At 67.9% G+C, this 18,149-nt stretch carries 19 protein-coding genes; 12 read left to right on the top strand and 7 right to left on the bottom strand.

Annotated elements, in window-relative coordinates; translation table 11 throughout:
* Positions 1–21: 21 nt before the first annotated feature.
* Positions 22–1,443 (bottom strand): M20 family metallopeptidase, encoded by a 1,422-nt coding sequence (locus DID99_RS31000; protein WP_124668226.1) that lies wholly within the window; start codon positions 1,441–1,443, stop codon positions 22–24.
* A gap of 163 nt (positions 1,444–1,606) precedes the next feature.
* Between DID99_RS31000 and DID99_RS31005 the strand changes: the two genes are divergently transcribed.
* The 4 genes from DID99_RS31005 (at position 1,607) to DID99_RS31020 (ending at position 5,454) form a co-directional block, all read left to right on the top strand.
* A complete protein-coding gene (locus DID99_RS31005) occupies positions 1,607–2,560 on the top strand; it encodes a LysR family transcriptional regulator (protein ID WP_124485544.1) in 954 nt (317 codons plus the stop codon).
* Positions 2,561–2,624: 64 nt separating this feature from the next.
* Positions 2,625–3,752, top strand: coding sequence for a tRNA 2-selenouridine(34) synthase MnmH (gene mnmH / locus DID99_RS31010; RefSeq protein WP_124668227.1), 1,128 nt, complete (start codon positions 2,625–2,627; stop codon positions 3,750–3,752).
* A complete protein-coding gene (locus tag DID99_RS31015; RefSeq protein WP_124668228.1) occupies positions 3,749–4,807 on the top strand; it encodes a permease in 1,059 nt (352 codons plus the stop codon). The genes mnmH and DID99_RS31015 overlap by 4 nt, the downstream gene beginning before the upstream one ends.
* 224 nt (positions 4,808–5,031) lie before the next feature.
* Positions 5,032–5,454 carry a hypothetical protein gene (locus tag DID99_RS31020; RefSeq protein ID WP_044843615.1) on the top strand — a complete coding sequence of 141 codons (423 nt, stop codon included), beginning with the start codon at positions 5,032–5,034 and terminating at the stop codon, positions 5,452–5,454.
* A gap of 50 nt (positions 5,455–5,504) precedes the next feature.
* On the opposite strand, the gene DID99_RS31025 is transcribed toward DID99_RS31020, so the two are convergent.
* From DID99_RS31025 to DID99_RS37450, 3 genes are all read right to left on the bottom strand, one after another.
* On the bottom strand, positions 5,505–6,338 hold the full coding sequence (locus DID99_RS31025; protein WP_044843614.1) for an ABC transporter permease: 834 nt from the start codon (positions 6,336–6,338) through the stop codon (positions 5,505–5,507).
* Between the two features lie 6 nt (positions 6,339–6,344).
* Positions 6,345–7,259, bottom strand: a complete 915-nt coding sequence (gene nodI / locus DID99_RS31030) for a nodulation factor ABC transporter ATP-binding protein NodI (protein ID WP_124485542.1) — start codon at positions 7,257–7,259, stop codon at positions 6,345–6,347.
* 164 nt (positions 7,260–7,423) lie between these two features.
* Positions 7,424–7,588, bottom strand: a complete 165-nt coding sequence (locus DID99_RS37450) for a hypothetical protein (RefSeq protein WP_185500322.1) — start codon at positions 7,586–7,588, stop codon at positions 7,424–7,426.
* Here DID99_RS37450 and DID99_RS31035 point away from each other — a divergent pair.
* Positions 7,587–8,084 (top strand): universal stress protein, encoded by a 498-nt coding sequence (locus DID99_RS31035; RefSeq protein WP_044843612.1) that lies wholly within the window; start codon positions 7,587–7,589, stop codon positions 8,082–8,084. The genes DID99_RS37450 and DID99_RS31035 overlap by 2 nt on opposite strands.
* A 93-nt stretch (positions 8,085–8,177) precedes the next feature.
* Here DID99_RS31035 and DID99_RS31040 read toward each other — a convergent pair whose 3' ends face one another.
* The 3 genes from DID99_RS31040 to lexA are packed head-to-tail and all read right to left on the bottom strand — an operon-like array spanning position 8,178 to position 9,918.
* Positions 8,178–8,876 carry a DUF2939 domain-containing protein gene (locus tag DID99_RS31040; RefSeq protein WP_124668229.1) on the bottom strand — a complete coding sequence of 233 codons (699 nt, stop codon included), beginning with the start codon at positions 8,874–8,876 and terminating at the stop codon, positions 8,178–8,180.
* 29 nt (positions 8,877–8,905) lie between these two features.
* Positions 8,906–9,244, bottom strand: coding sequence for a hypothetical protein (locus DID99_RS31045; protein WP_124570453.1), 339 nt, complete (start codon positions 9,242–9,244; stop codon positions 8,906–8,908).
* Between the two features lie 26 nt (positions 9,245–9,270).
* Positions 9,271–9,918, bottom strand: a complete 648-nt coding sequence (gene lexA, locus DID99_RS31050) for a transcriptional repressor LexA (RefSeq protein ID WP_006754655.1) — start codon at positions 9,916–9,918, stop codon at positions 9,271–9,273.
* Positions 9,919–10,182: 264 nt separating this feature from the next.
* On the opposite strand from lexA, the gene DID99_RS31060 reads away from it, so the two are divergent.
* The 7 genes from DID99_RS31060 to DID99_RS31090 form a co-directional block, all read left to right on the top strand.
* Positions 10,183–11,220 carry a sulfate ABC transporter substrate-binding protein gene (locus tag DID99_RS31060; protein ID WP_124485540.1) on the top strand — a complete coding sequence of 346 codons (1,038 nt, stop codon included), beginning with the start codon at positions 10,183–10,185 and terminating at the stop codon, positions 11,218–11,220.
* Between the two features lie 134 nt (positions 11,221–11,354).
* Positions 11,355–12,254 carry a sulfate ABC transporter permease subunit CysT gene (gene cysT / locus DID99_RS31065; protein WP_044843608.1) on the top strand — a complete coding sequence of 300 codons (900 nt, stop codon included), beginning with the start codon at positions 11,355–11,357 and terminating at the stop codon, positions 12,252–12,254.
* Positions 12,251–13,198 (top strand): sulfate ABC transporter permease subunit CysW, encoded by a 948-nt coding sequence (gene cysW, locus DID99_RS31070; RefSeq protein ID WP_124668230.1) that lies wholly within the window; start codon positions 12,251–12,253, stop codon positions 13,196–13,198. Before cysT ends, cysW begins: the two co-directional genes overlap by 4 nt.
* A gap of 13 nt (positions 13,199–13,211) precedes the next feature.
* Positions 13,212–14,270: a sulfate/molybdate ABC transporter ATP-binding protein gene (locus DID99_RS31075; RefSeq protein ID WP_044843606.1), complete on the top strand. Its 1,059-nt coding sequence runs from the start codon at positions 13,212–13,214 to the stop codon at positions 14,268–14,270.
* An 80-nt stretch (positions 14,271–14,350) separates the two neighbouring features.
* A complete protein-coding gene (locus DID99_RS31080; protein ID WP_044843605.1) occupies positions 14,351–15,277 on the top strand; it encodes a CysB family HTH-type transcriptional regulator in 927 nt (308 codons plus the stop codon).
* A gap of 518 nt (positions 15,278–15,795) precedes the next feature.
* Complete coding sequence (locus tag DID99_RS31085; RefSeq protein WP_044843604.1) at positions 15,796–16,746, top strand: sugar ABC transporter substrate-binding protein; 951 nt, start codon at positions 15,796–15,798, stop codon at positions 16,744–16,746.
* A gap of 145 nt (positions 16,747–16,891) precedes the next feature.
* On the top strand, positions 16,892–18,149 hold a 1,258-nt coding region (locus tag DID99_RS31090), incomplete at its 3' end, for a sugar ABC transporter ATP-binding protein (RefSeq protein ID WP_260444738.1).

An 18,149-nucleotide genomic window follows, 5' to 3' on the forward strand; every position in this document is an offset into this window, starting at 1 on the left:
CGAGAAAGGGGGCGAAGCGCGTTACAGGGCGGCGCCGGCCGCGGCGGGTGCCGCGCGGCGAACGGGCGGCGCGGCGTCGCCGAGATCCCAGAAGAGGCCGGCCATCATCTGCAGTCCTTCCCGCACGACGCTCGCGAGCAGGTGCTCGTCGGGCGCGTGCTGCGAGCACGCCGGATACGAGTGCGGCACCCACAGGGTCGGCAGCCCGAGCGTGTCGGCGAACACTTCGTTCGGCAGCGTGCCGCCGAGGTTCGGCAGGATCGCGGGCTTCTTGCCGGTCGTGCGCGCGAGCGACGCGACGGCCCAGCGGACCCACGGATCGTCCGGCGGCAGACGCGTCGCCGGTGCGCCGCGTTCGACGTCGATCTCGATGTCGGCGAAGCCGTGCGCATCCAGATGCGCGCGCAGGTGCGCATGCAGCGCCTCCCAGTCGGTGCCGACCACGAAACGCAGCTGGCAATGGGCATACGCGACGGGTGGAATAGCATTGACCGGATGGTCGGGATTACCGGCCTTGAACGCGAGGATCTCGAACGTATTCCAGCCGAACACGCGCTCGGCGGCAGAGAGGCCCGGCTCACCCCAGTCGGCGTCGAGCGCTGGGTCGCCGGGGCCGCCACCGGCGGACAGGTCGGCGAGCGCGGCGCGCACGGCGGCCGGGATCGGCGGCGGGCGCAGCCCCGCGACGCGGATCGCGCCGCGCGCGTCGACGAGGCTTGCGAGCGCATTCGCGAGCACGGTCGCCGGGTTGCGCAGCAGGCCGCCCCAGTTGCCCGAGTGATGGCCGCCGTCGCGGGCGCGCAGGCTGAGCTTGAAGTTGACGGAGCCGCGCGAGCCGAGGAACACGGTGGGGCGTTCGGCGGTGACGCGCGGCCCGTCGGACGCGATCAGCACGTCGGCCGCGAGCGTGTCGCGCTCCTGGCGGCACAGTGCGTCGAGGCCCGGCGACCCCGTTTCCTCGCCCATCTCGATCAGCAGTTTCGCGTTGAAGCCGAGCCGGCCGCCGCGCGCGGCGAGCACGCTCGCCAGCGCGGCCAGGTTGATCGTGTGCTGCCCCTTGTTGTCGGCACTACCGCGGCCGTACCAGCGATCGCCGTCGACGGTCAGCGTCCACGGCGACAGCGGCGCGCGCCATTGCGCGTCGTAGCCGCGCACGACGTCGCCGTGGCCGTAGATCAGCACGGTCGGCAGTGCGTCGTCCTCGTGGCGCGAGGCCAGCAGGAACGGGCCGCCGCCGTCGGCCGGATTCTCGACGATCCGCGGCGTGAAGCCGAGGCGCGCGGCCTCCGGTGCGATCTCGTCGGTCAGGTAGGCGCGCAGCGCGGCGCCCGAGCCGCTGTCCTGGCTTTCGGTGCGCAGGCCGACGCGGCGGCTCAGGGTCGTGAAGAACGCGCCCGATTCGAACTGGTTCAGCGCGTGCTGGATGGCGGCGGTACGGCTCAAGACGGTCTCCTGTATCGGTTTTCCGGCGGGCGCGGCGCGCACGACCGGGAGTGCGATCGATTCTAGGAAGCGGTTTTTTTTGTCACAATGATCGAATTTCGAACATTTCTTTGCCGAAAAGGCAAAGCGGAGCGGCCTGGGCGACGGGCCCGGGGACAGAACGATGGCGGCTTTCCTGCATGGTCTTGCGCTGCGGTATTTCGTCGAAGTCGCGCGCACCGGCTCGATCAGCGACGCATCGGCGCGGCTGCACGTGGCCGTCTCGGCGATCAGCCGGCAGATCGCGAAGCTCGAGAGCGAACTCGGCGCGCCGCTGTTCGAGCGCCGGCCGCGCGGGATGGCGCTGTCGGAGGCCGGCGAACGGTTGCTGGGCTTCGCGCAGCGCAGCCTGCTGGAGGCCGAGCACGTGATGAAGGAAATCGGCGGGCTGGAGGCGCTGCACGGCAGCCTGCTGAAGGTCGCCTGCTCGGAAGGGTTCGCGATCGATTTCCTGCCGGGTGCGCTCGCGGGCTTCAAGGCGCGCCACCCGGGCGTCGATTTCTCGGTGTGGGTCGTGTCGCCGGCGGAGGCGACGCGGCGCGTGCGCGACGGCGATGCCGACATCGGGCTGACGTTCAGCCTGGCGCCGGAGCAGGGCGTACGCGTCGAACACACGGAGCGTGCGCCGGTCTTCGCGCTCGTGCGGCGCGACCATCCGCTCGCGGCGCGCGATTCGGTGTCGCTCGCCGATGTCGCCCGGCACCCGCATGTGCTGCCCGAGGCCGGCACGACGGTGCGACAGCTGATCGACATCGCGTGCGTGCTCGACGGGCTCATGCTCGAGCCGGAACTGACCAGCAACAACACCGCGGTGATGTACCGCTACGCGCAGCGTACCGGTGCGGTCATGTTCACCGGGCTGCTGTCGGTACGGGACCGCTTCGACGCGGACGGCTTCGTCGTCGTGCCCGTCACGAACCCCCAGCTGCGCGAGCGCAGCATCCAGGTGCAGACCATGGCGGGGCGCGATCTGCCCGCGTCGGTGCGCGCGTTTCGCGACCATCTGATCGACGTGATGAGCGCCGCGTCGCCGCCGCCGGTTGCCGCGCGCGGCCCGGGACGCCCGGGCGTGAGATAATCGCGAATCCGCCTTCCGTGCCCGTGCGGCTCGCCGAGCCGCATCGCCCCTGTTCGACGCCAAATTGAAGAACCTGATTGTCACCCTCGATCGCGCCGGCGAGTTCGACGAGATCATCGACGTGCGCACGCCGCTCGAGTTCGCCGAGGATCACATCCCCGGCGCGCTGAACGCGCCCGTGCTCAGCAACGAGGAGCGCGTGATCGTCGGCACGATGTACCGTCAGGTGTCGCCGTATGAAGCGACGCGCGTCGGCGCGGCGATGGTCGCACGCAACATCGCGCGCCATCTCGACACCACGTTTGCAGACCGTCCGCGCAACTGGCGGCCGCTGATCTACTGCTGGCGCGGCGGCAAGCGCTCGGGTTCGATGACGACCTGGTTCAACCTGATCGGCTGGCAGGCGCGCCAGCTCGACGGCGGCTACAAGGCGTACCGCCACTCGGTGTGCGCGACGCTCGACACGCTGCCGACGCGGTTTCGCTACATCGCGCTCGTCGGTCATACCGGCTGCGGCAAGACGCGGCTGCTGAACGCGCTGCGCGACGAAGGGGCGCAGACGCTCGATCTCGAAGCGCTCGCGCGCCATCGCGGCTCGCTGCTCGGCGCGCTGCCGGGCAAGCCGCAGCCGTCGCAGAAGGGCTTCGATTCGGGGCTCGTCGAGACACTCGGGCGTTTCGACCCCGAATGGCCGGTGTTCGTCGAATCGGAAAGCCGCAGGATCGGGCTCGTGCACCTGCCGATCGCGTTGATCGACGCGTTTCACGCCGGGCCGTGGGTGCAGGTCGAGGCGGCGCACGACGAACGCATCGCGTTTCTCCTTGACGACTATGCCCACCTGTTCGACGAGCCGGCCGCGTTCAAGGCGCAGCTCAAGCGGCTGATCGGCCTGCACAGCCGTGACGAGGTGGCGCACTGGCATGCGCTGATCGATGCCGACGCGCGGGCCGAGCTGTTCACCGAACTGATCGACAAGCATTACGATCCCGCCTATGCGCGCACCTACCGCGCCACGTACAACAAGCCGAACCGCGCACTGGCGTTTACTTTCCAGCCGAATGCGGCCGACGGGCGCGAGCAGGCGCGCGCGCTGCTCGACGCGCTCGCGCAGGCCGGGCTGCCGGCCTCGCCCGCCGCCGGCGGGGCGGCGCGAGCGGCCACCGACCACAACCCTACGACCACCGCACGATGACGACCACACGCACCCAACCCAGTCCGGCGCTCGGCTGCCTGACCTTCCTGCTGATCGCGGTCGCGGGACTGTTCTACGTGAAATGGTTCCCGTACTACAACAAGGCGTTCGTCGCCGCCGAGCATCATTCGATCGGCCAGTCGATCCTGATGGGCACGTCGGCGAGCGCGCCCGAGCCGTCGCTGAAGGCGGCGCTCGACTACGCATGGGCGTATGGCAAGGCGATCTGGCAGGCCATGGTGCTTGGCCTGCTGCTCGGCTCGGCCGTCCAGGCGCTGCTGCCCGCGCACTGGGTCGCGCGCGTGCTCGGCCGCACGGGCTTCGGCAGTGTCGCCGCGGGCGGCCTGCTGTCGCTGCCGGGCATGATGTGCACGTGCTGCGCGGCGCCGGTCGTCGCGGGCCTGCGTGCGCGGCACGCGTCGCCGGGCGGCGCGGTCGCGTTCTGGCTTGGCAACACGGTGCTGAATCCGGCCGCGCTGGTGTTCATGGGCTTCGTGCTCGGCTGGCACTGGAGCGCGTTGCGGCTCGTGCTCGGCATCGCGATGGTGTTCGGGATCGGCTATCTGCTGAACCGCATCGCGCGTCCGGAGGACCGCAGTATCGACGACGCGCAACTCGCCGCGCTGGTGGCCGAACAGGCTGCCGCCGGCAATCCGTTCGTCCGCTGGATGAAGCTGCTCGCACGCATGGCCGTGCGGCTCGTGCCCGAATACATCGTGCTCGTGCTGCTGCTCGGCGCGGCGCGCGCGTGGCTGTTCCCGCATATCGGCCCGGACATCGGCAACCATCTCGGCTGGATCATCGCGTTCGCGGTCGCGGGGACGTTGTTCGTGATCCCGACGGCCGGTGAAGTGCCGATCATCCAGGCGATGCTGTCGCTCGGCATGGGCGTCGGCCCGGCCGCCGCGCTGCTGATGACGCTGCCGCCGATCAGCGTGCCGTCGCTCGCGATGCTCGCGCGGTCGTTCAAGCCTTACATGCTGGCGATCGTCACGGGCCTCGTCGTCGTGTTCGGGATCGTGAGCGGGCTGCTCGCGATCGCATTCGGGTTCTGACGGACTCGCGGACGGGACGGCGAGCGGGCGCGACGGCCGGACAAGTCCGGCTCGCGTGGCCGATCGAGGCGCGGGGCACGACATGCCCGGCTGCCTGCGACCGGACCCTGCGCGATGGCCGCCGCGGCGTGCGCCGACCGGTCCCGTCGCATGACCGTCGTATTCATCCGGCGCCGCCGCCTCACGCGCGCGGTGCCCTTTACAAGAAGCAAACAGGAAAACGCATGACCCAACCGAAGATTCATCCTCGACTCGAAAAGGCGCTGACGCGTGGCGATCTCGCGATCCGCCAGGCCAATTCCGCGCGGGCCACTGCCGTGCTGAACGCGCTCGGCACGATGATCATCGAAGCCTCCGCCACGATCGGCGTCGAGGCCAGCATCGAGATTCCGCAGGGCGACCGCATCTACGATCCGGTGAACGGCCTGTGGCCGCAGAAGATGCTGGTGTCGTTCGACGGTCCGGTCGACGAAGCCGACGCCGAAGAATTGCGCGCGGTCTATCTGGTTGCCGACGATCCGGGTACGCAGTTCCGCGTCGAATGGCATCGCGCGGACGGCAAGCTCGGCCGCCACGAAGGCGGCCCGCTGGCGACCGTCGCATTCCTGACCGACGTCGAGATTCCGTGGAGCGACGACGACGAGTAACGCCGCCGCCGCTTCGTCGCAGCGAGCCGGCGCGCCGTGCGCGTCGGCCGTCAGCGCATCATGCGCCGCCGGAACAGCCACGCGGAGACGATGAATCCGCCGACCGCATAACCGGCGAGCACCGCGAGATGCAGGCCGGCGTCCGTCGCCGGCCGGCCGAGCATCGCGGGCCGGATCAGTTCGACCGCGTTGGCGAGCGGCAGCACGTGCGCGGCATGCTGCGCGATCGGCGGCAACTGCGTGATCGGGAAGAACACGCCCGACAGCAGCAGCATCGGCGTCAGCACGAGCGTCTGATAGAACATGAAGAAGTCGTAGGACGGCGCGAGCGCGGTGACGATCATCGCGGTGCTCGCGAACGCGAGGCCGGCGAGCACGATCACGGGTAGCGCCGCGAGCATCGACGGAAAGCGCGCATAGCCGAGCAGGCCCGCGACGAGCATGATCGCGACGCCCGACAACAGCGCCTTGCTCGCCGCCCAGACGATCTCCCCGAGCACGATGTCGCCCAGCGCGAGCGGCGTGTGCATGATCGCTTCCCAGGTGCGCTGCACGTGCATCCGCGAGAAGCCCGAATACATCGACTCGAAGCTCGCGGACATCATCACGCTCGAACCGACCGTGCCGGCCGCGAGGAACGCGATATACGACACGCCGTCGACGTGGCCGAGCATCAGGCCGAGCCCGAATCCCAGCCCGAACAGGTAGATCATCGGATCGGCGAGATTGCCGAACAGCGACGCGAGCGCGAGCTTGCGCCACACGAGGTAGTTGCGCCGCCACACGGCGATCCAGTTGGTGGCATTCGCGGGCAGCGCGACTGCGAAGCGTGATTCGCGTGGCGGTGCGGACGGCGCGGCGGCGGAATAGTTGCGTGCGTCCATGATCGATCAGTCCTGCATTTCGCGGCCCGTGAGCCGCAGGAACACGTCTTCCAGATTGGCCGGACGATGCAGATAGCGCAATCCCGTGCGACCCTTGAGCCGGGCGCTGAGCGGCTCGGGATCGCTCACGTAGCAGAACAGCGTCTCGCCGCTGATCTCGGTGCGTTTCGCGAACGGCGTCAGCTCGTCGCGCAGCGCGACCGGGTCCGGCCCGTAGATCTCGATCACGTCGCAGCCGATCTCCGATTCGATCAGCGCGTGCGGCGCGCCTTCGGCGATCTTGCGGCCTTCCTCGATCACGCACAGCCGGTCGCACAGGCGCTCGGCTTCCTCCATGAAATGCGTGGTGATCAGGATCGTCTTGCCGCGCGCGAGCAGCGAACGCAAGCGCTCCCACATCAGGTGCCGCGCCTGTGGATCGAGCCCCGTCGTCGGCTCGTCGAGCACCAGCACGTCCGGATCGTTGACGAGCGCGCGCGCAAGCGTCAGGCGGCGCTTCATCCCGCCCGACAGCTCGCCGACCTTCGCATCGGCCTTGTTCTCCAGCTTCGCGAATTCCAGCAGCGGCTGCACCAGCGCGCGTGAAGCCTGCGCCGACATCCCGAAATAGCGGCTGAACACGAGCAGGTTTTCGCGGACCGTGAAGTCGGGGTCGAGGTTGTCGAACTGCGGGACGACGCCGACGCGCTGGCGCGCATGCCGCGCGCGCGACGGAACCGGTTCGCCGCACAGTGAAATGGTGCCGGCGTTGGGATACACGAGGCCGAGCAGCATTTTCAGCGTCGTGGTCTTGCCGGCGCCGTTCGGCCCGAGCAGGCCGTAGCATTCGCCGGCCTGCACGTGGAAGGACAGGCCGTTGACGACGAGCTTGTCGCCATAGCGCTTTTCGACGTTCCGGAAATCGATCGGTGCAACGGACATGGGCAGGTTGTCGTTGTAGGCAGGCGCGGACGCGTTTCGCGGCCGGCCGGATGGGCATGCCGCTCGGCGAACGGATCGGGCGAATGCGTGTCACATGGGCATGACCGGGGCGAACGCACGTCGAGGACACGGACGGGCCATTCTAGTGCATCGGCTGCGTCTCATCAGGGCGCACACGCGCGCGACGGTGCATGCGCGCACGGATCGTGCACCGCATCATCGCCGACGCGCCCCGCGTGGCGAATCAGCGTTTTCCATCCCTTGCGTCCGGAATTGCGGCGCACCATGATGAGTGCATAGGGCACGTTGTCGCGATAGGGAGGTCTCATGGCTAGCTACAACAAGATTCTGCTGTGCTACGACGGCACGCTCGAAGGACGCAAGGCCTTGCGGTGCGGTGCGAATCTCGCGCTGGACCTGAAGGCGGAAACGCATTTGCTGTCGGTCGTCGACATGCGCTCGAGCATCGCGCAAAGCGCGGGGCTGCTGACCGACGTCGCCTGCGGCCGCTTCGAGGAAACCGCGCGCGAGATCCTGCAGGAAGGCGTGAACTGGCTGCGCGAGCGCGGCGTCCAGGCGGAAGGCCATTTTGCGTTCGGTTATCCGATCGACGAAATCGCGAATCTCGCGACCGAGTTGAAGGCCGACCTCGTCGTTGTCGGCCATCGGTGCCGCAGCGGATTGTCGAGATGGTGGATGGGGTCGGGCAATACGCAACTGCTCGATCGCGTGAACTGCAGCATTCTGGTCGCGTGTTCGTCGGCTGAAGAGCAAAAGGCCGAGATCGCGCGCGAACGCGAAGCGGCCACCGCGAGCGGCAAGTGACACTGTGATCGTGTGACCGGCCGGGTTGTCCTGCGATCCGCGCCGGTCGCTCGCCATTGCCGCCGCAGCGGCATCGATCCCGATCGCGACCGCTCACGCGTGCAGGTCGATCGCGGACAGCTTCCACGAAAACAGGCCAAAGCGGTGGAAGATCGCCGCATAGCGCGTGCCGTCGGCACTGCGCTGGTAGGTCACGACAAATTCATCGATATTCCGGTAGCCGGCGCTCGTTTGCTGCGGATGGCGCGTGTCGCCCGGGCCGGCTGGCGCGGATGCGGGGGCCGGCGTGGACGCGACCGAGGCGGAGGCATTGCTGCCCGGTACGGGTGTGCTCGCCGGATTGGCCGGCGGTGCGGCCGATGCGCTGCCAGGCGCACCGCCTGACGGCGGGCCCGACCATTCGGGTGGCCGCTCGCCCGGATTGCCGCGCGGGGGAATGCCGCTCATCAGCGCCGCGACGCCTTCCGGCGTCGCATACGCATCGACGAGCGGGCCGATCAATGCAGAGCCGATCAGCGCGCCGATCACCGCGAACGGGTTGTCCTTCTTCACCGCGTCGATCCGGTGCATCAACTCTTCCGTGACCTGCTGCTTCAGGCTGATGCGCAGCGACGGAAAATCGACATATTCGCTGACCGATTGCGCATCGCGCGCATCGATCGCCGATTTCAGGCGACCGAGCGCGACATACGGCGATGCGTACGCATAGCCGATCGCCACCAAAACGGCGACGGCCAGCACGACGATCAGCAGGGGCTTGAGCCGCCACGCGCGGCCCGAAGATCCAGTCACGATGCCTCCGATGCGGACAGGTTCCGCAATCAGAGACCGCCGTGCGTGGCCGATCGTTCCTCGTCGATGCAGCGATCGATCATCCGGCACACGGCATCGATCGTCCCGACCATGATCAGGCGCGACCGGCCGTGATAAACGCGCACGGGGGCACGGCGCGCCGGTTCCGTGTGGTGCAGGCCGGCGTTCAGCGAGACCCGTGCGAAGGCGGGAAGCGCTGAGGGCAGCAGCGACGCCTGCCGTTCAACTGCGACTTCTTGGCTCACCACGGGCGCCGCGGCGGACAGCGGCGCGCAGGGCGTGCGGCCGCGCAGGTGACGCAGGCGGCCGAATTGACGGAAAGGCAGCAAACGGGAAAGGCGTTCCATGATGTTCTCCTCAGCGAGACCGATTGTCAGAGTTCGCCCGAGCGGATCAGCCCGACGGCGATGCCTTCCAGCGCGAATTCCGCGCTGCCGGCCTTGACGAAGATGTTTTCGTAATCCGGGTTCTCCGCGATCAGCTCGAGGCCGCCTGGCCGGCGCATCAGGCGCTTGACCGTGACGTCGTCGCCAAGCCGCGCGACGATGATCTGGCCGTCCTTCGCTTCCGTGCGCTTCTGCACGGCGAGGAGGTCGCCGTCGAGAATGCCGGCGTCGCGCATCGACAGGCCGCGCACCTTCAGCAGGTAGTCGGGCTTGCTGGTGAACAGCGCGGGATCGCACGCGTAATGCTGCGAGATGTGCTCCTGCGCGAGGATCGGGCTACCGGCCGCCACCCGGCCGACGAGCGGCAGCGACAGTTGCATCAGGCCGGCATGCGGCAGCGTGAACTGATGGGGGGCGTCGTCGATGCCGAGCAGGCGGATGCCGCGCGACGCGCCGGCGGCCAGCTCGATCACCCCTTTGCGCGCCAGCGCACGGAGGTGTTCCTCGGCCGCATTCGGCGAGCTGAAGCCCAGCTCTGCCGCGATCTCGGCGCGCGTGGGCGGGAAACCGGAGCGCTCGATCGCGCGGCGGATCAAGTCGAACACTTGCTGCTGACGGGCGGTGAGTTTGGTCATGGCTGAACTGTATGGATAGACAGTGAGCTGTATTTTTATACAGTACTTCGCGAATTTCAAGTGTTACTTGAAGTTCGATGCGATCGCGCCGGTTCCGACGTGATTTCGTGACGCCCGGACGCCGGTTCATCTGCCTCTACCGTCCATCCCGTCTGCGTTAGCACTTTTGGGTATTAAAAAATAAGGAACGATTATTTTTAATCATGTAACCCGTTCGCTAGACTGGCCCGACATCGCAATACCGACAACACTGGAGAACCAAGGATGGCGAAGCGCAATACGGGGCTGGTGGGCGGAGTGGGCCGCCTGATCGCAACACTCGCGCTGGGCGCGGCGGCGGCGCTGGGCGTCGCGACGCATGCCCAGGCCGATACGACGTTCCTGAACGTGTCCTACGACCCGACGCGCGAGTTGTACCAGGACTTCAACCAGGCGTTCGGCAAGGCGTGGAAGGCGCAGACGGGCGAGACGGTCAACTTCAAGCAGTCGCACGGCGGCTCGGGCGCGCAGGCGCGCTCGGTGCTCGACGGCCTGCAGGCCGACGTCGTGACGCTGGCGCTCGCCTACGACATCGACGCGATCGCCAACAAGGGGCTCGTCAACAAGGACTGGCAGAAGCGCCTGCCCGACAACGCATCGCCGTACACGTCGACGATCGTGTTCCTGGTGCGCAAGGGCAACCCGAAAGGGATCAAGGACTGGGATGACCTGACCAAGCCGGGCATCTCGATCGTCACGCCGAACCCGAAGACGTCGGGCGGGGCGCGCTGGAACTACCTGGCCGCATGGGCATACGCGGTCCACAAGCCGGGCGGCAACGAGCAGAGCGCGAAGGAATTCGTGACGAAGCTCTACAAGAATGCGGGCGTGCTCGACTCGGGCGCGCGCGGTGCGACGACGAGCTTCGTGCAGCGCGGGATCGGCGACGTGCTGATCGCGTGGGAGAACGAGGCGTTCCTGTCGATCAAGGAATTCGGCACCGACAAGTTCGAGATCGTCGTGCCGTCGGTGAGCATCCTGGCCGAGCCGCCCGTTGCCGTGGTCGACAAGGTGGTCGACAAGAAGGGCACGCGCAAGCTGGCCGAGGCCTACCTGAATTTCCTGTACAGCCCGCAGGGCCAGGAAATCGCGGCGCGCAACTACTACCGTCCGCGTTCGAAGAACGTGCCGGCGGACCTGACGAAGCAGTTTCCGAAGCTGAAGCTGTACACGGTCGACGACACGTTCGGCGGCTGGACGAACGCGCAGAAGACGCATTTCGCGGACGGCGGCGTGTTCGACTCGATCTACAAGCCGCAGTAACACCAGGCAGCAAACCACAACGACAGCGGCGCGCCACGACAGCGCGCCGCATCCCCGACGGCCCGCCGGCGCGACTCCCCGCGCCGGCGTTTGCGTCGGACCCGTGAGCAGCAACGACCCAGCAAGAGCATCCGATGACGACGTACACCTTTCGCAAGCCGAGCGCGCTGCCCGGTTTCGGCGTGACGCTCGGCATCACGGTGGCCTATTTGAGCCTCGTGGTGCTGATTCCGCTCGCCGCCACGTTCCTGAAGACCGCGACGCTGTCGTGGGACCAGTTCGTCACCGCCGTCGCGTCGCCGCGCGTACTCGCGTCGTACCGGCTGACGTTTGCCTCCGCGCTCGGCGGTGCGGTGATCAATGCCGTGTTCGGTTTTCTCGTCGCGTGGGTGCTGGTGCGCTACACGTTCCCGTTCAAGCGGCTCGTCGACGCGATCGTCGACCTGCCGTTCGCGCTGCCGACGTCGGTCGCCGGCATCTCGCTTGCCGCCGTCTACGCGACCAACGGCTGGGTGGGCCAGTATCTCGCGCCGTTCGGCATCAAGATCGCGTTCACGCCGGTCGGCGTGCTGGTGGCGCTGACCTTCATCGGGCTGCCGTTCGTCGTGCGCACCGTGCAGCCCGTGCTCGAGGATTTCGAGCGCGAGCAGGAAGAGGCCGCCGCGTGCCTCGGCGCAACGCGCTGGCTGACGTTCCGCCGCGTCGTGCTGCCGGCCGTGCTGCCCGCGCTGCTCACCGGCTTCGCGCTGGCGTTCGCGCGCGCGCTCGGCGAGTACGGGTCGGTGATCTTCATCGCCGGCAACGTGCCGATGAAATCCGAGATCACGTCGCTGCTGATCATCACGAAGCTCGAGCAGTACGACTACGCGGGCGCGACCGCGCTGGCGGTCGTGATGCTGGTCGTGTCGTTCCTGATGCTGCTGCTCATCAACACGCTGCAGTGGTATCTGCAGCGCCGCACGAGCAAGGGCGCGAGCGGCCCCGCGCCCGCGACCGTCACCGTTGCCGCGACTGCCGCCGGAGGCCAGCAATGAGCCAGGAGTCCACCGCCGTGCTGAACAACCCGTCCGCCGCGCGCGTGCGCGCCGCGAAACAACCGGATCCCGTCAGCGAGCCGCGCGCCGTGCGCTGGCTGCTCATCGGCGTCGCGCTGGCGTTCCTCGCGTTCTTCCTCGTCGTGCCGCTCGCCGCGGTGTTCTTCGAGGCGCTGCGCAAGGGCGTCGGCTTCTATCTCGAATCGCTCGCGGATTCCGACGCATGGTCGGCGATCAAGCTGACGCTGACCGTCGCCGTGATCGCGGTGCCGCTGAACCTCGTGTTCGGCGTGTGCGCGTCGTGGGCGATCGCGAAGTTCGAATTCCGCGGCAAGGCGTTGCTGACGACGCTGATCGACCTGCCGTTCTCCGTGTCGCCGGTGATCTCGGGCCTCGTCTACGTGCTGCTGTTCGGTGCGCAGGGCTGGCTCGGGCCGTGGCTGCAGGGCCACGACGTGCAGATCATCTTCGCGGTGCCGGGCATCGTGCTCGCGACGATCTTCGTCACGTTCCCGTTCGTCGCGCGTGAACTGATCCCGCTGATGCAGGCGCAGGGCACCGACGAGGAGGAGGCCGCGCGCGTGCTGGGCGCATCGGGCTGGCAGATCTTCCGGCGCGTGACGCTGCCGAACGTGAAGTGGGGCCTGCTGTACGGCGTGATCCTGTGCAATGCGCGCGCGATGGGCGAGTTCGGCGCGGTGTCGGTCGTGTCCGGCCACATCCGCGGCGTGACCGACACGATGCCGCTGCACGTCGAGATCCTGTACAACGAATACAACTTCGCGGCGGCGTTCGCGGTGGCGTCGGTGCTGGCGCTGCTCGCGCTCGTCACGCTCGCGCTGAAGCTGCTCGCCGAGCGTCACCTCGCCGCCGAACTGGCCGGCGCACGCGATGACGTTCCCGCTCATGCCGGCCCCGCCGCCGCCATTTCGTCGAAATCGTAAAGAGGCAACCAGAATGGGTATCACCGTCCGTCACCTTCAGAAGCGCTTCGGCGATTTCACCGCGCTCGACAACGTGTCGCTCGACTTTCCGCCGGGCGAGCTCGTCGCACTGCTCGGGCCGTCCGGTTGCGGCAAGACCACGCTGCTGCGCGTGATCGCGGGCCTCGAGCACGCGGACGCCGGCCAGGTCGTGCTGCAAGGGCTCGACGTCGCGTCGGTCGGCGCGCGCGAGCGCCAGGTCGGTTTCGTGTTCCAGCATTACGCGCTGTTCCGCCACATGACCGTGTTCGAGAACGTCGCGTTCGGGCTGCGCGTGAAGCCGCGCCGCGAGCGGCCGTCGGAAGCCGTGATCCGCGAGAAAGTGCACGAACTGCTGAAGCTCGTGCAGCTCGACTGGCTTGCGCAGCGCTACCCGTCCGAGCTGTCGGGCGGCCAGCGTCAGCGGATCGCGCTGGCCCGCGCGCTCGCGGTCGAGCCGAAGGTGCTGCTGCTCGACGAGCCGTTCGGCGCGCTCGACGCGAAGGTGCGCAAGGAACTGCGCGGCTGGCTGCGGCGCCTGCACGACGACCTGCACATCTCGACGATCTTCGTCACGCACGACCAGGAGGAGGCGCTGGAAGTGGCCGACCGGATCGTCGTGCTGAACCGCGGTCACGTGGAGCAGGTCGGCAGCCCGCAGGACGTCTACGATCATCCGCAAAGCGCGTTCGTCTACGAATTCCTCGGTGCGGCGAACCGGTTGCCGGGCACGGTCGCCGGGCGCGGCTTCGTGGCCGAGGGGGCGGCCGCGCCGATCGCGGTCGACGCCGATTTCGCGGGTCCCGCGAACGCATACGTGCGGCCGCACGACCTGCAGCTGTGGCCGGCCGGCGACGACCATCGCGACGGCATCGCGGTCGACGTGCGCCGCGTGATCCCGCTCGGCGGCTCGGTGCGGGTCGAACTCGAGGCGCGCACGGGCGGCGCACTCGAAGCGGAACTCGATCGCGACGCGTGGCGTGCGCTCGCGCTGCAGGTCGGCGACGGCGCGACGGCCGTGCCGCGCGCGGTCCGCGTGTTTCCCGCGCACTGACGCCCCGACGCGGTAAAGAGAAGAGGGCGGATACCGCTCCGAATCGACATTCAAACAACGACAGCCTAAGAGGCATACCCATGAATTTTCAGCAATTGCGTTTCGTGCGCGAGGCCGTGCGCCAGAACATGAACCTGACGGAAGTCGCGAACGTGCTGTACACGTCGCAGTCGGGCGTGTCGAAGCAGATCAAGGATCTCGAGGATGAACTGGGCGTCGATATCTTCATCCGGCGCGGCAAGCGGCTCACGGGGCTCACGGAGCCCGGCAAGGCCGTGCACCAGCTGATCGAGCGGATGCTGCTGGATGCGGAAAACCTGCGCCGCGTCGCGCGCCAGTTCGCGGACCAGGACAGCGGCCACCTCGTCGTCGCGACGACGCACACGCAAGCGCGCTACGCGCTGCCGAAGGTGATCCGCCAGTTCACCGAGGTGTTTCCGAAGGTGCATCTCGCGCTGCGCCAGGGCAGCCCGCAGCAGATCGCGCAGATGATCCTGAACGGCGAAGCCGATCTCGGCATCTCGACCGAGGCGCTCGATCGCTATCCGGACATCGTCACGTTCCCGTGCTATTCGTGGCACCACACGGTCGTCGTGCCGAAGGGGCATCCGCTCGTCGGTCGCGAGAACCTGACGCTCGACGAAATCGCCGAGTACCCGATCATCACGTATGACCAGGACTTCACGGGCCGCTCGCACATCGACCAGGCATTCGCGCAGGCCGGCGCCGTGCCCGACGTCGTGCTGACTGCAATCGACGCGGACGTGATCAAGACCTACGTCGAGCTCGGGATGGGGATCGGCGTCGTCGCGGCAATGGCCTTCGATCCGCAGCGCGACACCGGGCTCGTCGCGCTCGACACGCAGCACCTGTTCGAGGCGAGCACGACGCGGGTCGGGTTGCGCAAGGGCGCATTCCTGCGCGCGTATGCGTACCGGCTGATCGAGATGTTCGCGCCGCATCTTAACGAAGCGGAAATCGCCGGGCTGCTGCGCGAAGCGGTCTGACGGCGGGACGATGTTCCGGGGGCGCGGCAGGCGCCCTTCGGACGCGTTGCATCGGGCGCCGATGCTGCATCCGCCATTTCAGGGCGTGCCGACGCGTCGGTCCTTCGATCGAAGCTGTCGCTCACAAGCCGGGTTGCCGTGAGCGGCGGCCGTCATCTGATCGCCGACCAATAGAAAAACAAGACGGCGCATGCGCGTGCCTCGCTTCGATCATGTAACGCGCCGCAATCGGCACGTGCAACCGCGCGCTCCGAATAAACCCTTAAATATTGATCAGACGGGTTGCGCGTCGATCCGAAACGGTACAGCATAGCTTCCACTCCGCCGGCGTCCCGCCGGCGGTGGCGCGTCACGACAGCACGCGCCAGGCAGTCGGCCGTCTGCCTCGCTTCCATTCCGTGGTACCGACAAGCAGCAACGATGGCCAATGTCCGGGAAGTGTAGCGCAAACGTTTGCTCACATTAAAACAACAGTCAAACAATAATCTGGCCCGTGGGCCAGTCGCCAGGAGATGTGTATGAATGTCCTCTTTCGCCGTCGCTTCCTGACCGCCGCGCTTGCCGCCGTCGCGGTCGCTGCCGCACCGGCCGTCCATGCGCAGGCCGCGGCCAAGCCGAAGGTCGCGCTCGTGATGAAGTCGCTCGCCAACGAGTTCTTCCTGACGATGGAAAACGGCGCGAAGGAATACCAGAAGCACAACGCCGGCCAGTTCGACCTGATCACGAACGGCATCAAGGACGAGACCGACACCGCGAACCAGATCCGCATCGTCGAGCAGATGATCGTGTCGAAGGTCGATGCGATCGTGCTCGCGCCGGCCGATTCGAAGGCGCTCGTGCCCGTCGTGAAGAAGGCGGTCGACGCGGGCATCACCGTCGTGAACATCGACAACCGGCTCGACCCGGACGTGCTCAAGTCGAAGAACCTGAACGTGCCGTTCGTCGGCCCCGACAACCGCAAGGGCGCGCGCAAGATCGGCGACTACCTCGCGAAGCGGCTGAAGGCGGGCGACCAGGTCGGCATCCTCGAAGGCGTGTCGACGACGACCAACGCGCAGCAGCGCACGGCCGGCTTCGAGGACGCGATGAAGGCGGGCGGGATGAAGGTCGTGTCGGTGCAGTCGGGCGAATGGGAGATCGACAAGGGCAATGCGGTCGCGTCCGCGATGCTCAACGAATACCCGAACCTGCGCGCGTTGCTGTGCGGCAACGACAACATGGCGATCGGCGCCGTGTCGGCCGTGCGCGCGGCGGGCAAGCAGGGCAAGGTGTTCGTGGTCGGCTACGACAACATCAACGCGATCAGACCGATGCTGAAGGACGGCCGCGTGCTCGCGACCGCCGACCAGTACGCGGCGAAACAGGCCGTGTTCGGCATCGACACGGCGCTCAAGGCGATCGCCGAGCATCGCAAGCAGGCCGACATGTCCGGCGTGGTCGAGACGCCGGTGGATCTCGTGACGAAGTAACGCCGCCCCGTCGCGGCCGCCGGCCTCAAGAAGCGGGCCCGGCGGCCGTTATACGGAGTGAGCGCGATCACGGCCACTGCATGCACATGCACTTGTGAGCGTCACACCCGCGCGCCGCGTGCGCGCGGCCGCAACCAGGATCGCGATGGAACCGACCTTCCAACCCTCCCGTTCAGCCGTTCCCGTGCTGTCCGTCTCCGGTGTGGGCAAGACCTACGCCGAACCGGTGCTCGCCGACGTCACGTTGACGCTCGTGCCGGGTGAAGCGCTCGCGCTGACGGGCGAGAACGGCGCCGGCAAGAGCACGCTGTCGAAGATCATCGGCGGGCTCGTCGACCCGACGACCGGCACGATGCAACTCGGCGGCCAGGCCTACGCGCCGGCGAGCCGCACGCAGGCCGAGGCGCTCGGCGTGCGCATGGTGATGCAGGAGCTGAACCTGCTGCCGACGCTGACGGTCGCCGAGAACCTGTTCCTGAACCGTCTGCCGCGGCGCTTCGGCATCATCGATCGCGCGCGGCTGCGCGACGATGCGCGTGCCGCGATGGCGCAGGTCGGGCTCGACGCGGTCGATCCCGATACGCCGGTCGGTGCGCTCGGCATCGGCCACCAGCAGATGGTCGAGATCGCGCGCAACCTGATCGGCGACTGCCGTGTGCTGATCCTCGACGAACCGACCGCGATGCTGACCGCGCGCGAGGTCGAACTGCTGTTCGAGCAGGTCGACCGGCTGAAGGCGCGCGGCGTGGCGATCGTCTACATCTCGCACCGGCTCGAGGAACTCGCGCGGGTCGCCGAGCGTGTCGCGGTGCTGCGCGACGGCCGGCTCGTGCACGTCGGCGACATGGCCGCGACGACGTCCGACGGGCTCGTCACGCTGATGGTCGGGCGCGAGCTCGGCGAGCACATCGACCTCGGCGCGCGCCGCATCGGCGCGCCGCGCCTCGTCGTGTCGGGCATGACGCGCGGCACGGCCGTGCAGGACGTGTCGCTCGAAGTGCGCTCGGGCGAAATCTTCGGCATCTCGGGGCTGATCGGTGCCGGGCGCACCGAATTGCTGCGGCTGATCTACGGCGCGGACACGCCGGACGCCGGGATGATCGCGGTCGGCGATCCGCTGAAGCCGGCGCGCATCGGCTCGCCCGTCGACGCGGTGAAGCACGGCATCGCGCTGATCACCGAGGACCGCAAGGGCGAAGGGCTGCTGCTGTCGCAGTCGGTCACGTCGAACGTGTCGCTCGGCCAGCTCGACCGGCTCGCGCGCGGCGGCATCGTCGATACGGCGCGCGAGACGGCGCTCGCCGAGCAGCAGATCGACGCGCTGCGGATGGATGCACATTGGTGGCGGCGGATCTTTCTCGGCAATGCAATGGATGTCGATCTCGACAGCGCGGGCCGGATTC

Source organism: Burkholderia sp. Bp8986 (assembly GCF_003854225.1).
In the GTDB taxonomy this organism is placed as follows: Bacteria; Pseudomonadota; Gammaproteobacteria; order Burkholderiales; family Burkholderiaceae; genus Burkholderia.

Excerpts from the sequence above, each read along its gene's own strand:
- DID99_RS31005 (WP_124485544.1), top strand. The coding sequence starts at position 1,607 with ATGGCGGCTTTCCTGCATGGTCTTGCGCTGCGGTATTTCGTCGAAGTC.
- DID99_RS31015 (WP_124668228.1), top strand. The coding sequence starts at position 3,749 with ATGACGACCACACGCACCCAACCCAGTCCGGCGCTCGGCTGCCTGACC.
- DID99_RS31020 (WP_044843615.1), top strand. The coding sequence starts at position 5,032 with ATGACCCAACCGAAGATTCATCCTCGACTCGAAAAGGCGCTGACGCGT.
- DID99_RS31025 (WP_044843614.1), bottom strand. The coding sequence starts at position 6,338 with ATGGACGCACGCAACTATTCCGCCGCCGCGCCGTCCGCACCGCCACGC.
- nodI (WP_124485542.1), bottom strand. The coding sequence starts at position 7,259 with ATGTCCGTTGCACCGATCGATTTCCGGAACGTCGAAAAGCGCTATGGC.
- DID99_RS31035 (WP_044843612.1), top strand. The coding sequence starts at position 7,587 with ATGGCTAGCTACAACAAGATTCTGCTGTGCTACGACGGCACGCTCGAA.
- DID99_RS37450 (WP_185500322.1), bottom strand. The coding sequence starts at position 7,588 with ATGAGACCTCCCTATCGCGACAACGTGCCCTATGCACTCATCATGGTG.
- DID99_RS31045 (WP_124570453.1), bottom strand. The coding sequence starts at position 9,244 with ATGGAACGCCTTTCCCGTTTGCTGCCTTTCCGTCAATTCGGCCGCCTG.
- lexA (WP_006754655.1), bottom strand. The coding sequence starts at position 9,918 with ATGACCAAACTCACCGCCCGTCAGCAGCAAGTGTTCGACTTGATCCGC.
- DID99_RS31060 (WP_124485540.1), top strand. The coding sequence starts at position 10,183 with ATGGCGAAGCGCAATACGGGGCTGGTGGGCGGAGTGGGCCGCCTGATC.
- cysT (WP_044843608.1), top strand. The coding sequence starts at position 11,355 with ATGACGACGTACACCTTTCGCAAGCCGAGCGCGCTGCCCGGTTTCGGC.
- cysW (WP_124668230.1), top strand. The coding sequence starts at position 12,251 with ATGAGCCAGGAGTCCACCGCCGTGCTGAACAACCCGTCCGCCGCGCGC.
- DID99_RS31075 (WP_044843606.1), top strand. The coding sequence starts at position 13,212 with ATGGGTATCACCGTCCGTCACCTTCAGAAGCGCTTCGGCGATTTCACC.
- DID99_RS31080 (WP_044843605.1), top strand. The coding sequence starts at position 14,351 with ATGAATTTTCAGCAATTGCGTTTCGTGCGCGAGGCCGTGCGCCAGAAC.
- DID99_RS31085 (WP_044843604.1), top strand. The coding sequence starts at position 15,796 with ATGAATGTCCTCTTTCGCCGTCGCTTCCTGACCGCCGCGCTTGCCGCC.